Below are 15116 nucleotides of genomic sequence, written 5' to 3'. Positions count from 1 at the left end.
CGCTGGCTGTACTCGGCGACCGTGCGTCAGCTCGATGCCACGACGCTCGCGGTGATGTCGAACCGGATGGACAGCATCACCCGCGAGATGACCAACACCGTCATCCGCGCGGCGCGGTCGACGACGATGGCGGCACGCGACTTCAGCTGCTGCATCGTCAGCTCGGACCACGAGCTCCTGTCGTGTCCGGAGGGCATGCCCGTCCACGTGTTCGGCATGGGCCCGAGCGCCGCCGCGATGGCCGACGTCCATCCGGACTTCGCCGAGGGCGATGCGTTCCTGCACAACGACCCGTACATGGGCAACTCCCACGCGGCGGACCACCAGATCCTCGTGCCGGTCTTCGTGGAGGGACGGCACCTGTTCACCGCCTGCGTGAAGGCGCACCAGGTGGACGTCGGCAACGCGCTGCCGACGACGTACATGCCGCTGGCGCGCGACGTGTACGAGGAGGGTGCGCTGATCTTCCCCTGCGTCCGCGTGCAGCGCGACTACGAGGACGTCGACGACATCATCCGCATGTGCGAGCGGCGAATCCGCTCCTACGAGGTCTGGTACGGCGACTACCTCGCGCAGCTCGGCGCAGCGCGGCTGGCCGAGCGGCGGCTGACGGAGCTCTGCGCGAAGTTCGGCGTCGAGACCGTCGAGCGCTTCGTGTCTGAGTGGCTCGATTACTCGGAGCGCGTGGCGGCGGACGCGATCGCGGGTCTCGAGGCCGGCCGGGTGACGGCCCATACGACGCTCGACCCGTTCCCCGGTGTCGAGGACGGGCTGCCGCTGAAGGTCACCATCGACGTCAAGCCCGAGGCCGGCGAGATCGTGGTCGACCTGCGCGACAACCCCGACTGCGTGCCGAACGGGCTCAACCTGACCGAGACGACCGCGCGCAACGGCGGGATCTCGGGCGTGCTCTGCGTGCTGAACAGCAAGCGCGACGCCGACCTCGTCACGGTCCCCAACAACGCCGGCAGCTTCCGCCGGATCCACGTGCTGCTGCGCGAGAACTGCGTCGTCGGGATCCCGCGGCATCCGGTGTCGTGCTCGGTCGCGACGAACACCGTCGCCGACCGCGTCAACGGCATGGTGATGCTCGCGTTCACCAAGCTCGCCGAGAACATCGGGCTGGCCGAGCCGTGCTACGGCTCGCCGCCGTACATGGCGGTGGTCTCCGGCCACGATCCGCGCCGCGACCACTTCTACATCATGCAGATCGTCACGGGCACGGCCGGCGGGCCGGCGAGCGCGGAGTCCGACGGCTGGCTCATGCTGCTCGTCGCGGGCGCCGCGGGTGTCGCGTACATGGACTCGGCGGAGATCTCCGAGCAGAAGTACCCGCTGGTCATCTGGGAGAAGACGGTCCGCACCGACTCCGAGGGCGCCGGCGCGACCCGGGGAGCGCCGGGCAACGTGGCGATCTACGGGCCACGGCTCACCGAGATGGAGGCGCACTACTTCCTCGACGGCGTCGTGAACCGCCCGCAGGGCGCGCACGGCGGCGGGAGCCCATCGGTGCCGGAGGTCTGGCGGGTCGAGGACGACGGCCGCTGGACCCAGCTCGAGGAGACGATCAGCGGCGCCAAGCTCCAGCCGTCGCAGGCCCTCGTGTCGCTCTCCGCCGGGGGCGGCGGATACGGCGACCCGCTGGACCGCGATCCCGCGCTCGTCCTCGAGGACGTGCTCGAGGGCTGGATCTCCGCCGAGCGCGCGCTCGACCCGTACGGCGTCGTGCTCTCCGGCGCCCCCGGGCGCTGGGAGACGCTGGCCGTCGACGCCGAGGCGACGGCGGCGGAGCGCGCCCGGCGGCGCGCCGAGCCGGACCGGGCGGAGGGTCACCGGCGGTCGCAGGAACAGCTGCGGTGGTGGACCGGCGCGCAGCTCGGCGCCCCGGTCCGGGCCTGACCATGAGCTACACGATCGCCGTCGACACGGGCGGGACGTTCACCGACCTCGTGCTCTCCGACGGCGAGCGCCTGGTCGGGCTCTACAAGGCGCCGACGACGCCGGACGACCTGTTCGGCGGCGTGTCGGAGGCGCTGGAGACGGCGGCGGCGGATCTCGGCCTCACGGTGCCCCGGCTGCTCGGCGCGACGTCGGTCTTCATCTACGCGACGACGCACGCGACCAACGCGGTCGTGCAGTCGAAGGTCGCGCGTACCGCGTTCATCACCACGCGCGGCCACGCGGACGTCCTCCTCTACAAGGAGGGCGGCAAGGACCAGATGCACAACTGGGCGATCCCGTTCCCGAAGCCCTACATCCCGCGCCGGCTCACGTTCGAGCTGACCGAGCGGATCCTGGCGGACGGGACGGTGGCGGTGCCGCTCGACGAGGACGAGGTCCGGCGGGTCGCCCGGCGCCTCGCGGAGCTGGAGGTCGAAGCGGTCGGCGTCTGCCTGCTGTGGGCAGCCGTCGAGCCCGAGCACGAGCGGCGGGTCGGGGCGCTGCTCGGCGAGCTGCTGCCGGACGCCGAGATCTCGCTCAGCCACGACGTCAACCGCATCGTCCGCGAGTACCGGCGCGCGTCGGCGACCGTCATCGACGCCTCGCTCAAGCCGCTCATGCGCCGCCACCTGCAGGACATGCACGCGCGCCTGCGCGACCTGAACTTCCAGGGCGAGCCGCTGATGGTGACCCACGTCTCCGGGGGCGTCCGCCACCTCGACCAGATGGTGGAACGGCCGCTCCAGACGATCGACTCCGGGCCGGCGCTCGCGCCGATCGCCGGGCTCTTCTACGGCGAGGCCGAGCCGGCGGCGGACCAGGACGACATCCTCGTCGTCGACACCGGCGGCACGACGTTCGACGCGAGCCTGATCCGCGGCGGCCGCGTCGCCCACACCCGCGAGAAGTGGATCGGCAAGCGGTGGTACGGGATGATGACCGGCCTGCCCGCCGTCGACACGCGCTCGGTCGGCGCGGGCGGCGGCTCGATCGCCTTCGTGGACAGCGGCGGACTGCTGCACGTCGGCCCGGAGAGCGCCGGCGCCGACCCGGGGCCCGTGGCCTACGGCAAGGGCGGCACCCGGCCGACCGTGACCGACGCGGCGCTCGTGCTCGGCTACCTGGACCCGGACAACTTCCTCGGCGGCCGGATGCCGCTCGACGCCGGCGCGGCGCGCGCCGCGGTGGAGGATCGGATCGCCGGGCCCCTGGGCGTCACCCCGGAGCAGGCGGCGGACTCCATCCTCGTCCTCGCCGCCGAGGAGATGCGCGGGCTGCTGACCGACATGACCGTGGCGCAGGGTCGCGACGCGCGCGACTGCCTGATGGTCGCCGGCGGCGGCGCCGCGGGGCTGAACATCGTGCAGATCGCGCGCGAGCTGGGGATCCGCCACGTGCTGATCCCGAAGCTCGCGGCCGGGCTCAGCGCCGTGGGCGGGCAGTACTCGGACATCACGGCGAACTTCTCGCGCGGCCATCACACGGTCTCGTCGGACTTCGACTTCCACGGGGTCAACGGGGCGCTGGGCGAGATCGACGCGGAGATCGACGCGTTCTTCGCCGAGGTCCAGCACCCCGGGGAGCGGTCGCGCCGCTTCCGCTGCGAGGCGCGCTACGACCAGCAGATGTGGGAGATCGACGTCGACATGGGTGAGAGGTCCGCGTTCGGCGACGCGGGCGACGTCGCGTGGCTCCAGGACCTCTTCGATGCCGAGCACCTCAACCTGTTCGCCGTCAACCAGCCGCGGTCGCCGATCGAGGTCATCACCTGGGTGGGGGAGGCCCGGGTGGCCCGGCGCAAGCCGGTGCTCTCCGCGGGCGGCAACGGGTCCGCCGCCGCAGCGCCCCTGACCCAGAGCCGCCTCCGGCCGGCGTTCTTCGACGGCGCCTTCGCCGACACGCCGGTCTTCGGGGAGGACGCGCTCCTGACGGAAGGGACGATCGAAGGCCCCGCGATCCTCGAGGAGCCGACGACGACGATCGTCGTGCCGCCGGGATCGTCCGTGATGGTGCGCGACTCGCACTTCCTGGTCGACGTCGGCTGACCGGAGTCCGACGTAAGGAAGCGTCGCCCGGTGACGCCAATGAGGGGTGACCCAGACCCTCACCCATCTCTGCCCGCCCACCGAGCGCGGGGCCGGCGTCATCGACGTCGAGGCCGCCCAAGGTGCTGCTGCGTCGCTGCTCGCCGCTCTCGGTGTCGACCTCGAGGACGAGAGCCTGCGCGAGACGCCGCGCCGGATGGCCCGCATGTACGCGGAGCTGCTGACGCCGGCCGCGTTCACGCCGACGACGTTCCCGAACGACGGCGGCTACGACGAGCTCGTCGTGGCCACCGGCATCCCGTTCCACTCGCTGTGCGAGCACCACATGCTCCCGTTCGTCGGCGTCGCGCACGTCGGCTACCTGCCGGGCGAGCGCATCATCGGGCTGTCGAAGCTCGCGCGCGTGGTGGAGCGCTTCGCGCGGTCGCTGCAGGTGCAGGAGCGCCTCACCACGCAGGTCGCTCGGTGGCTGGAGGAGCACTTGGAGCCGAAGGGGGTCGGCGTGGTGCTCCAAGCCGAGCACATGTGCATGTCGCTGCGCGGCGTCCAGAAGCCGGGCGCGCGGACCATCACGTCGGCGCTGCACGGGCTCGTGCGCGACGACCCTCGAACCCGACAGGAGTTCCTGTCCCTCACCGGGAGCGGTCATGTCTGAGACGTTCGTCATCGCCGGCGCGGGCCTCGCGGGCGCGAAGGCGGCGGAGACCTTGCGCGACGAGGGCTTCGACGGCCGCGTCGTCCTCATCGGCGCCGAGCCGGAGCTGCCGTACGAGCGCCCGCCGCTGTCCAAGTCGTTCCTCATGGGCGCCAGCGCTCGCGAGGACGCGCAGGTCCATCCCGCCGGCTTCTACGAGGAGCGCCGCATCGAGCTCATCACCGGCGTGCGGGCGACCGCGCTCGACACCGCGGCGCACGAGCTGACGCTCTCCGACGGGCGGAGCGTCACCTACGACCGCGCGCTCATCGCGACCGGCTCGGTCCCGCGACGGCCGCCGATCCCCGGCATCGACCGTGCGGGCGTGCACCTCCTCCGCACGGTGTCCGATGCGGAGACCCTGCGATCGCGTCTCGCTCCCGGCAGCCGCGTCGCGGTGGTCGGCGCCGGCTGGATCGGCTGCGAGGTCGCCGCCGCGGCCCGCGAGCGCGGCGCCGACGTCGTGCTCATCGAGGCGGCCGCCACGCCGCTCGAAGCGGTGCTCGGCCCCGAGCTCGGCGGCTTCTTCGCCCGCGTGCACCGCGCGCACGGCGTCGAGGTGATCACCGAGGCCCGCGTCGAGGAGCTGGCGGGCGGCGACCGGGTCGAGCACGTCCGTCTCGCCGACGGCAGGACGATCCCGTGCGAGACCGTCGTCGTCGGCGTGGGCGTCGCGCCCGACACGGCGCTTGCGGACAGCGGCGGCCTCGACGTGGACAACGGCATCCTGGTCGACGAGCGGCTGCGCACGAGCGCGCCGGACGTCTTCGCCGCCGGCGACGTGGCCCACGCGTTCCATCCGCGCTACGGCCGCCACGTCCGCGTCGAGCACTGGGCGAACGCGCTCAACCAGGGCCCCGCCGCGGCGCGATCGATGCTCGACGGCGGCGAGCCCTACGACCGCCTGCCGTACTTCTTCTCCGACCAGTACGACATCGGGATGGAGTACGCGGGCCTGCACGAGCGGTCCGACCGGCTCGTCCTGCGCGGCACCCTCCACGGCGACACGCTGCGTGCCTTCTGGGTCGGCCCCCACGGCCGTGTCACCGCCGGCATGCACGTCAACGACTGGGACGCGATCGAGCCGATCAAGCAGCTGATCGCAAGCGACGCGGTCGCCGACGTGGCCGAGCTCGCCGACCAGCCGCATGGCCTAGCGTCTTGACGCCGGGCGCCCGCACTGGCCAGCATCACCGGCATGGAGGCCGGTCGCGTGATCGCGGACAACCCCGAACGGCACCGCTTCGAGCTCCGTGACGGCGGCGAGGCCCTCGGCTTCGTGGAGTACCGGCGCCGGCCGGGGCTGATCGCGCTCGTCCACACCGAGATGGACCCCGCGCACGAGGGCGAAGGCCTCGCCGGCGACCTCGTGCGGGCCGTGCTCGATGGAGCCCGCGGCGAGGAGCTCGCGGTGCTGCCGTTCTGCCCGTTCGTCAACGGCTGGATCGCCCGCCACCGCGAGTACGTCGATCTCGTGCCGGAGAGGTACCGCGATCAGTTCGACCTGGAGTGAGCCGCAGCCTCCGGGCGCCGGACGAGGACGGGCGTCGCGGCGAGGATCCCCATGCCGACCGCCATGCCGAAGACGAGCAGGGTCACGCGTGGGCTGAGGAGCTCGAGCGCAACGCCCAAGGCGAGGACCGGGAGCGAGATCCCCGCGTACCCGGCGACGAAGAACGTCGTCAGGGCGCCCGCTCGCTCCTCGGGCTGCGACGTCTCGATGACGACGCTGAGGCTGCCGCGGAAGATCGCGCCGCCGCCCGCGCCCGCGATGACGCCACCGACGAGGAAGAGCACGAGGCTCGGCGGCGACGTCCAAGCCGACACGACCAGCACCGCGAGCCCGATGATCGCCGGCGCGACGCCGGCCGCGATGAGGCGCTGGGCGGGCACGCCGATGGTCGTGACCTGGACGGCGATGCCCGACGCGAACGTCAGGAAGATCGCCAGGCCGCACAGGGCGGGCGAGGGATGCTCGAGCGGACCGGCCAGGAACATCCCGGCGAGCCCGGCGAAGAGCCCGAAGACGGCGAAGCACAGGAACGTGCCGGCCAGAGCGGCGATGAACCGCTCGCGCGCGTGCGCTGGAACGACGAGCCGCTGCGGCCGGTACCGAGGACGAGGCCGGATCCCGGGATGGCCCTCCGGCGCGACGAGCAGCAGCAACGCCGCGACCGCGAGCGCCGCGAGGAACACGTCGAACGGCAGGGTGAGCGGATGCGGGGCGTACCGCGCCAGCAGTCCCGCGATCAAGGGACCGAAGGCCAGTCCGCCGATGTTCGCGACGGTCCCGACCACGGCCGCACGACGGGTCGGGCCGCCGCCGAGGTCCGTGACGTAGGCCGTCGCCGTGGCGACGGCGGCGCCGATCGCGACGCCCGTGACGACGCGGGCGACCAGCAGCCCCGCCAGCGACTGCCAGGCGACGAGGAGCGCCGCCGCGACGATGGCCAGTCCCACGGCCGGCAGGAGGACCGCCCGGCGTCCGTAGGCGTCGGAGAGGTGACCTGCGAGCAGCAGGCTCGCGACCAGGCCGACCGCGTAGACCGCGTAGACGACGGTGACCGTCAGCGCCGAGAGGTCGTCCTGCTGCGCGAACAGCCCGTAGAGGCTGCTCGGCGCGGTGGAGAACGCCGTGATGACGAAGAAGACGCAGGCGACCGTCCAGAACCCGGCCTCGCGGGAGAGGCGGGGCATCGATGGTGCCCACGCGATGCGCGCCGGCGTGGCGTGGTCGGTCATGGACGAGCTACCCGAAGGTGAACGCGTAGGTCTCCGCGCCGCGTTCTCCGAACGCGATCTCGATCGTCCGCTCCTGGACGCGCTCATGCTGGCGCACGAGCTGGTAGAGCCGGCCGTCCTCCAGCAGGCCGTTGCCGTCGGCGTCGACGTCGACGCCATGGGACGCTCCCGGCGGGCCGCCGTCGATCCGCACGCGGAAGGGAACCGGGCTGCCGCTGCCGGAGCGGGCGACGAGATGGACGTCGCGGGCGTGGAAGCGGAACGCGATCACGCCGTCCTGCTCGGCGACGGCCGCCTCGCGCCCGATCGTCCAGCCGCCCTGCAGGGCCCACTCGTTGAGCCGCAGCCGCTGGGGGAGCTCGTAGGCACGGCCCTCGTCGAACGCCGCACCGTGCGGCGAGGCGAACCCGGACCCGCGCTCGTAGCCGAGGTAGGTCTCCGGCGTGCGCAAGTGCTCCCAGTCGGCGGGCGCCTCGACGCCGGACGCAGCGACCGCGACGAGCTCGCGGTCGACCCCGAGCAGCTCCTGGATGCGCTGCTCGCACTCCTCGTAGCGGCCCTCGCCGAAGTGCTCGTCGCGGATGACCCCGTTGCGGTCGACGAAGTACAGCGCGGGCCAGAAGTGGTTCGCGAACGCCCCCCAGACGCCGTAGTCGTCGTCGATCGCGACGGGGTAGTCGATCGCCCGCGCCTGCACCGCACGACGCACGAGGTCGTGGTCGTGCTCGAACGAGAACTCCGGGGTGTGGACGCCCAGGACGACGAGGCCGTCGTCGCGGTAGTCCCGTGCCCACGCGCGGACGTACGGCTCCTGGCGCAGCCAGTTGATGCACGTCAGCGTCCAGAAGTTCACGAGCACGACGCGCCCGCGGAGCGCGGGCGGCGTGAGCGGCTCCGAGCCGAGCCACTCGGTCGCCCCGCTGAGGGACGGCATGTGGACGGGGGTAACCGCGTCACCGAGCGACGACACCGTGCACGTCCTTCATGTGGGCATCGGCGGCCGCGGCGGAGCGCTCGGGGGTGCTGCCCTCGAGGCGCGCGGCGAGGTAGGGCGCGTACCAGTGCCACCAGTCGTGCGGCGGAGCCGCCCGCTCGTAGTGGTCGTGGTGCTCCGCGGTCTCCCGCAGGAGCGCGGCAAGTTGCTCGATGTCCTGCATCGGTCCTCCTACAGACGCACGACGGCGTGTGGCTCTTGAAGACGCCATCAGGCTGCTCGCCTCGTCGGTCCGTCGCGCCCGGGGGGACCCTGGCCCGTCCCCCGGTCAACCCGGCATGCCGGGATCCACCGTTCGCGGAGCGCGCTCGCGGCAAGCTCCGACTCCGAACTGGCCGGGACCTGAGTCGATCAGGCCGGCAGCAGCTCGGGGCCGGCGACCGGCAGGACGTTCGCGAGATCGTGCCGCGAGCGCACGTCGAGCTTGGCGAACACCTTGTGCAAGTGCCACTCGACGGTCCGGGGACTCAAGAACAGCCGCGCTCCGATCTCCGGGTTCGAGAGCCCCGAACGCGCGAGCTTCGCGATCTGCAGCTCCTGCGGGGTGAGCTCGTCGCGGGTGTCGTCCCCGCGCTTCCGTGCCGTCTCTCCCGTCGCGCACAGCTCGCGGCGTGCCCGTGCGGCGAATCCCTCGATCCCCATCGCGTTCAACTGCCGCTCGGCGCACCGCAGCTCCTCACGGGCGTCGACACGCCGCCCCTCGCGGCGAAGCCACTCGCCGTAGAGCAGGTGCGCGCGGGCGAGGTCCACGTGACTGCCGGCGGCCGACAACCGGGTCACCGCCTGCCCGTACAGCCGCTCCGCATCGACTCCGTGGGTCACCAGCGCTCGAGATCGTGCCTCGAGGCCGAGCGCCCAGTCCGTCCCGCAGACGCCGGCGCGCGCCGAGAGCCGTTCAAGCGCAGCGGCGGCGTCCTCCCTCGATCCGATGCGCACGGCTGCCTCGACCAGCTCCGGCAGCACCCAGCCGGGGCTCATCACCGGCTCCGGATCGACCAGCGCACCCTGCGCCTCGGCGAAGGCGTCCTCGTGCCGGCTCAGGCCGTTGTAGAGCAGCGCGCCGGCGAAGTGCGCGAGCGCTGCGCCCATGCCTCCCGGCCGCTGGCCCGGGCGTCGCCTTGCGGCTTCGATGAGGGGCCGGGCGTCCGTCGCGCGGCCCCGGTAGGCCGCCAGCAGCATCTTCGCGTGCGCGTGCGGCTCGCCGTTCGCCGTGCCCGCGACGAGATCGGCTTCACCCGTCAACGCCGCCGCCTCGGCGAGCCGGCCCTGGCGGAGATGGATCCCGGCGAGCTGCGTGAGCGCGAGGGGAAGCGCTGCGACCGCGCCCGTGGCGCGAGCCAGTCGCACGTTCCGCGTCGCCAGCGAGAGGTGAGCGCGATCGTCCCAGATCGCTGCAGCGGCGTACGAGGCCAGCCAGCCCCATTCGTAGACGGCGGCGGGCGGCACGTCGTCACGGTCGAACGCGGCCAGCGCGCGCCGCAACGCCGGGAGCGCCGCCGGTCCCTCGAGGACGTGCCGGCTGAGCGCCTCGAGCAGCAGATCCACCGGCCCGGCATCCTCCGGTGCGCCCAGCCTGAGCGCAGCCACGGCGATCTCCGCCGGTTGCGCGCCGGCGTGCTCGCCCTGCGCGACGATGGCCGCCAGAGCATCGAGGTGAGCCTCACGGGCTCGGCCGGCGTCCAGCGGCTCGAGCCGGCGCGCCGCGGTGAGAAGCGACGCGGCGGCCGCCGCGCCGGCGGCACCCGTCGCGAGACGCGCGCGGAGAAGATGGGTCCGCGCTCGACCGATGGGATCCATCGGCGACGCCTCCGCGGTGGCGAGCACGCGCGACGCGGCGTCGGGATCGCCGGCGAGCCTCGTCGCTTCGGCCGCCGCCAGGGCTCGCCGTCCGCGAGCCTCGGGCCCCGGCGTGAGCGTCGCCGACTGACGGAGGAACGCCGCGCGCGCGGCGATGCCGCCGGAGGCACCCGCACCGGCGGACGATCGCTCGAGATCTGCGGCGATGCGCTCGTCCGGTGCCGCGACCTCCCGGGCACGATGCCACGCGTGGAGCGCGGGGTCGCTGTCCGCGCCGGTGGCGGCCGCGAGCGCGCCGTGAGCGAGGCGCCGCTCCTCCGACAGGGCCGAGCGGTACACGGCGCCGCGAACGAGCGGGTGGCGGAACCTCACCTGTGCCCCGATGGACATGAAGCCGGTTGCGCACGCGTCATCCGCCGCGGTGGCCGGCATGCCGAGCAGGCCCGCTGCGGTCCAGAGGAGCAAGGGATCGCCGGTGGGCTCGGCTGCCGCCAGCACCAGCATCATGCGCGCGTCCTCGGAGAGCTCGTCGATCGGCTCGACCAGGCGGTCCTCGTCCCGGGCCGCCGACGTGGCGGCGAGATCGCCGAATCCGCCGGCGAACTGGGCCGTCGCCGCGCGCGCCACCGCGAGCAGCGCGGCGGGACTCCCGCTCGCTTCGGCGATGATCCGCTCCCGAACCCGTGGGTCCACCGGGCGGCGCAGTGCCCGGGCGAGCAGCTCGTGGGCGTCGCAGTCGCACAGACCGCGGAGGGCGAGCTCGGGCAGCCCGGCGAGAGCGCTGTGCGCCGTCCGCGTGGCGAAGACGAGCGCGACCGCCTGATCCCCGAGCCGTCGCGCGGCGAAGGCGAGGACGGCGCCCGATGCGTCGTCGACCCAGTGCGCGTCGTCGATGAGGCAGATCAGCGGGCGTTCGGCGGAGGCCTCGACCAGGAGGCCCAGGACCGCGGCGCCGAGCAGCAGCCGGTCGGTCGAGGCCGACGGCGTCACCCCGAACGCCGCGTCCAGCGCGGCGCGGTGCGGCGCCGGCAGGGCGCCGGCGTGGGTCGTCAGCGGGCGGCAGAGCTGATCGAGGACGGCGTAGGGAAGGTCCATCTCGACGCGCGCCGCGGCGACGTGCACGACGTGGCACTCCGGGGCCCGGTCCCGCAGGCAGTCGAGCAGCGCGGTCTTGCCCATGCCGGCCTCGCCTCGCAGCACGAGCGCGCTGCTGCGGCCCTCGTGAACGGCCGCGCGGACCGCCTCGAGTGCGGCGAGCTCGGGCTCGCGCCCGACGAGGTCCGTCGCGAAGCCGCCGACCGGAGGAACCATGACCCGATGGTGCAGCCGGCCCGGCACGCCGTCCAAGACAAGGCGACGGCAGCGGTATAAGCGGCTGCGATCGCTCGCAGACGGCCGGCCGTCAGGTCACGACCGGAACCGGCGTGCCGGTACGCGGAGCGGCCCGTCCGAGAGCGTGAGGGTCCCCTCTTGAAGTTGATGCACGAGCGGCTCGCCGAGCATCGCGTCAGTCAGGGGGCCGCGGCCCCCGTCACGAACCAGAGCGCGGCACCGGTCGCGCACCTCGGTCGCGATCCGCACGAAGTTGTGCACGAGGCGCCCGGCCTCCCCGGCCCGGTAGGCGACGACGATCTGCGAGGGCGGGACGTCGACGATGGGCAGGAAGACGATCCCCGTGGGTCGCACGAAGCTCGTCGGCGTCGCACCGCACGTCACGGACGCACCCTGCCCGGCCGCCACGAGCTGCAGCTCGGCCTCGTACGTCTGGGCCTGGCCCGAGATGCGGGCGGGGCGGCCGTCGCGGAAGTCGTCGAGGCCCCAGAACCGCTCCCACGTCTTGTCGGTTCCGTTGATGGCGATGATCGGCTCCTCGAGGATCTCCTCGACGAGCACCTCGGCGCGGTCCGCCAGCGGATGCCGAGCCGCGATGGCGAAGAACCGCGGCCGCTCGATGAGGACCTCGTACCAAAGCCCGCGCGTCTCGATCGGCGGTCGGATGAAGGCGACATCGGCCTCACCGCTGCCGAGTCCGCCGGAGGGGTCCATGAAGCTCGTCTCGCGCAGGTGCACGTCCACCTTCGGATAGGTCTCGTGGAAGGCCCTCAGGATCAGCGGCGTGAGCCACTGCGCGGCGCCGGCGATGAACCCGAGCCTGAGCTGACCGGTCTCTCCGCGCGCCCGTCTGCCCGCGCGTTCGACCGCCTCGTCGAAGGCCATGACCGCCGCTCGGGCATCATCGACGAACGCGGCGCCGGCCGACGTGACCGACGCCCCGCGCGGATGGCGATCGAAGAGGTCGAAGCCGAGCTCCCGTTCGACCTTGAGGATCTGCTGCGACAAGGCGGGCTGCGCGACGCGCAGACGCTCCGCGGCGCGAGAGAAGTTCCCTCGGTCGGCGACTTCCACCACGTACCGCATCTGGCGGATGTCGAGTCCCACGACGAAAGGCTACCGGTCACGGCTGCGCTCCGGGGACCGCGCGGTGCACGTCGTCAGCGGGCACGGACCGTCAGTCAGCTGCCTCCGTTGCGCCACGGCAGACGGCGCAGCTCCTCGGCGAGGGCGACGGTCCCGGCGGGTCCGAAGTGGCGCGCCCAGCGATCGACCGCAGCGTCGTCGTCGATGAAGAACTTCCAGTCGCCGACCACCGTGTGCCGCACGAAGAGGAACGGGACCGGCGATTGGAACGGCCGGAAGCCCGGGTTGTAGAGGGCGGTCCCCTCGTTGCCGTCGTAGAACGGGCCGAAGATGACGCCGTCCTCCTCGTAGGAGGCGGCGGCGAGCTGGTCGAGGACGTCGGCGAAGAGCGCTCCGGCACGGTCGGCGGGGAGATCGGTGAAGACGACGACGATCGTCTTGTAGATCGCGTCCTCGGCGTCGATGGGTGCCTTCTCGAGGAAGAGCCGCTTGTAGCGGGCCATGAGGTCGACCACGCCCGCGACGGGCAGGTCGGCGACGTGCTCGGGCGCGAACCAGAGCGTCCGCCGCTCAAGCGAGCCGGGGACGAAGGGGCACACCGTTCCGTCGCGGCCCAGGTCACGGTGCGGGCAGGCGATGAACTCGCTGATCCATCGCGAGACGGAGCGCACCGCCTGCCGGTCGTCTGCGCTGAGGTGGCCCGTCGGCTCGGTGCCGTCGAGGTCCTCCGGGAGGAGGAGCTGCGTCGTCTGGGATGTCATGGATCCTCGTGTCCTGTGGTCGATGCTCGTCGTCACGGCAGCGGACCCTGGACGAAGCCCCACAGCTGCGTGGTGGGCAGTTGCTTCTCCGGGCCGAGGAACTTCAGCCGCCGGACCTGGATCCGCAGCGTCCGCCGTTCGTTGACGATCTGGTCACGCCGGAGGTCCATCGCGAAGGGGCGCTCGAAGTCCCTCGTCGAGGCGTTGACGATCGGGAAGTACTCGGGGGTCGGAGCGTTCGGGAAGTCCAGGATCCACACCGAGCGCTCGGAGTCGCACGTCTGCAGCGTCAGCCCCTGGTTCTGGTGGGCGGTCCTGTCCAGGCCGACGCACATGTGGCTCGGTACTCCGAAGGGCGCGAACTCCTGCTGCACGGCCGGCAGCGGGCCGTAGTGGGCGGCCACCTCGGCCGAGACGAGGCCGTCGGCGTGGGCCTGCGCCGCCGAGCTGACGTGGGGGATGATGTCCTGCGACGGATCGCTGTTGCTCGGCGTCTTCAGGATCACGGGCTGCCCGATCTCCGCCGTTCCGTCCATGACCGTCTCGACGGGCCCCGTGGCCCCGTGCACGCCGAGGTGACGGCTGAAGATCGAGCCGCAGTTGAGGCCGCACTGCGGCGTGGCCGCGCCTGCGGGAGCAGCATCGAGCCCGACGGCGCACATGAGCGCCGCCGCAGTCAGCAAGGGCCTCTTGATCGACATGGGTGCTCCTCTCTCCTCGGTCGGCGGGTGCCTGGTCGTCACGGTCGCCCACCGGAAGGGGAAGTCGCGCCCGTCGCCTCACTGGTCACTCCCCGGCATGCAGCCCGGTCCGTGTCTTGGGGTGCTGGTCGGACCGTGGTGAGAAGTCCCGGCGGCGATCGGCGACCATGCCTGTCATGGACATGGGCACGTTCGGCATCTGGACCAGCTACGAGCCGTTCGGCGCGCAGCGTGCCGGCGAAGCAGCCAAGCTCGCCGAGCAGCTCGGGTACGGCGCGTTCTGGGTGGGCGGCTCGCCTCGCGTTCCCGACGTCCGCCCGCTCTTGGAGGCCACGTCGACGCTCGTCGCGGCGACCGGCATCCTCAACGTCTGGAGCAACGACCCGAGCGAGACGGCCGAGGCGGACGCCGCCCTGCGCGCGGACTTCCCCCGGCGGTTCATGCTCGGCATCGGCATCGGCCATCCCGAGGCGACCAGCGACTACCGCCGGCCGCTGGCGACGATGCGCGCGTTCCTCGACGGCCTCGACGCCTCGCCGTCCACGCCTCCGGCCGAGGAGCGCTGCCTGGCCGCCCTGGGCCCGAAGATGCTCGACCTCGCCGGCGAGCGCACGGCGGGCACCCATCCGTACTTCGTGTCGGTCGAGCACACGCGGTTCGCCCGTGAGCGGCTCGGCCCCGGCAAGCTCGTGGCGCCGGAGGTGGCGTGCGTCGTCGAGACCGACCCGGTCCGCGCCAAGGCCGTCGCGCGCGACTACGCGCAGGTGTACCTCGGCCTGCGGAACTACACGAAGAACCTGCTCGACTTCGGCTTCACCGAACGCGACCTCGAGGACGGCGGCTCGGACCGCCTCATCGACGCCGTCATCCCTCAGGGCAGCGCCGAGCAGATCGCCGAGGCCATCCGCGCGCACCTCGACGCGGGCGCCGATCACGTCTGCGTCAACCCGCAGGGGGAGGGGGGCATCCCGCGCGAGTCGTGGACGGCGCTGGCCGGGGCCCTGATCGACTAGCCCCGGATGT

13 protein-coding genes are annotated in these 15116 nt (G+C 72.7%); 6 read left to right on the top strand and 7 right to left on the bottom strand.

Annotated elements, in window-relative coordinates; all coding sequences use genetic code 11:
* The first annotated feature begins 21 nt into the window (after positions 1-21).
* From AC1UE4_RS07340 to AC1UE4_RS07320, 5 genes are read left to right on the top strand one after another with little or no spacing between them, the layout of a single operon-like run.
* Complete coding sequence (locus AC1UE4_RS07340; protein ID WP_482916568.1) at positions 22-1899, top strand: hydantoinase B/oxoprolinase family protein; 1878 nt, start codon at positions 22-24, stop codon at positions 1897-1899.
* A gap of 2 nt (positions 1900-1901) precedes the next feature.
* Complete coding sequence (locus AC1UE4_RS07335) at positions 1902-3986, top strand: hydantoinase/oxoprolinase family protein (protein WP_482916567.1); 2085 nt, start codon at positions 1902-1904, stop codon at positions 3984-3986.
* 46 nt (positions 3987-4032) lie between these two features.
* Positions 4033-4641, top strand: a complete 609-nt coding sequence (gene folE / locus AC1UE4_RS07330) for a GTP cyclohydrolase I FolE (RefSeq protein WP_482916566.1) — start codon at positions 4033-4035, stop codon at positions 4639-4641.
* Complete coding sequence (locus AC1UE4_RS07325) at positions 4634-5845, top strand: NAD(P)/FAD-dependent oxidoreductase (protein WP_482916565.1); 1212 nt, start codon at positions 4634-4636, stop codon at positions 5843-5845. Before folE ends, AC1UE4_RS07325 begins: the two co-directional genes overlap by 8 nt.
* 33 nt (positions 5846-5878) lie before the next feature.
* Positions 5879-6193: a GNAT family N-acetyltransferase gene (locus tag AC1UE4_RS07320; RefSeq protein WP_482916564.1), complete on the top strand. Its 315-nt coding sequence runs from the start codon at positions 5879-5881 to the stop codon at positions 6191-6193.
* On the opposite strand, the gene AC1UE4_RS07315 is transcribed toward AC1UE4_RS07320, so the two are convergent.
* From AC1UE4_RS07315 to AC1UE4_RS07285, 7 genes are all read right to left on the bottom strand, one after another.
* Positions 6175-7422 carry an MFS transporter gene (locus AC1UE4_RS07315; protein WP_482916563.1) on the bottom strand — a complete coding sequence of 416 codons (1248 nt, stop codon included), beginning with the start codon at positions 7420-7422 and terminating at the stop codon, positions 6175-6177. The two genes, AC1UE4_RS07320 and AC1UE4_RS07315, sit on opposite strands and share 19 nt — an antisense overlap.
* A gap of 7 nt (positions 7423-7429) precedes the next feature.
* Positions 7430-8356 (bottom strand): redoxin domain-containing protein, encoded by a 927-nt coding sequence (locus AC1UE4_RS07310; protein ID WP_482916562.1) that lies wholly within the window; start codon positions 8354-8356, stop codon positions 7430-7432.
* Positions 8357-8375: 19 nt separating this feature from the next.
* Entirely contained in the window at positions 8376-8579 is a 204-nt protein-coding gene (locus tag AC1UE4_RS07305) for a bleomycin resistance protein (RefSeq protein WP_482916561.1), read from the bottom strand.
* 188 nt (positions 8580-8767) lie between these two features.
* On the bottom strand, positions 8768-11524 hold the full coding sequence (locus AC1UE4_RS07300; protein WP_482916560.1) for a helix-turn-helix transcriptional regulator: 2757 nt from the start codon (positions 11522-11524) through the stop codon (positions 8768-8770).
* A gap of 96 nt (positions 11525-11620) precedes the next feature.
* Positions 11621-12652 carry a LysR family transcriptional regulator gene (locus AC1UE4_RS07295; protein WP_482916559.1) on the bottom strand — a complete coding sequence of 344 codons (1032 nt, stop codon included), beginning with the start codon at positions 12650-12652 and terminating at the stop codon, positions 11621-11623.
* 74 nt (positions 12653-12726) lie between these two features.
* Positions 12727-13392: a DUF6875 domain-containing protein gene (locus tag AC1UE4_RS07290; RefSeq protein WP_482916558.1), complete on the bottom strand. Its 666-nt coding sequence runs from the start codon at positions 13390-13392 to the stop codon at positions 12727-12729.
* A gap of 32 nt (positions 13393-13424) precedes the next feature.
* Positions 13425-14093 (bottom strand): hypothetical protein, encoded by a 669-nt coding sequence (locus tag AC1UE4_RS07285; protein WP_482916557.1) that lies wholly within the window; start codon positions 14091-14093, stop codon positions 13425-13427.
* A 167-nt stretch (positions 14094-14260) separates the two neighbouring features.
* Here AC1UE4_RS07285 and AC1UE4_RS07280 point away from each other — a divergent pair, with 167 nt between their 5' ends.
* Positions 14261-15106, top strand: a complete 846-nt coding sequence (locus tag AC1UE4_RS07280; RefSeq protein ID WP_482916556.1) for an LLM class F420-dependent oxidoreductase — start codon at positions 14261-14263, stop codon at positions 15104-15106.
* Positions 15107-15116: the final 10 nt, after the last annotated feature.

Source organism: Parviterribacter kavangonensis (assembly GCF_056863335.1).
Note: the sequence above shows the minus strand (reverse complement) of the source record. Positions and strands in the feature narration are given on the sequence as shown.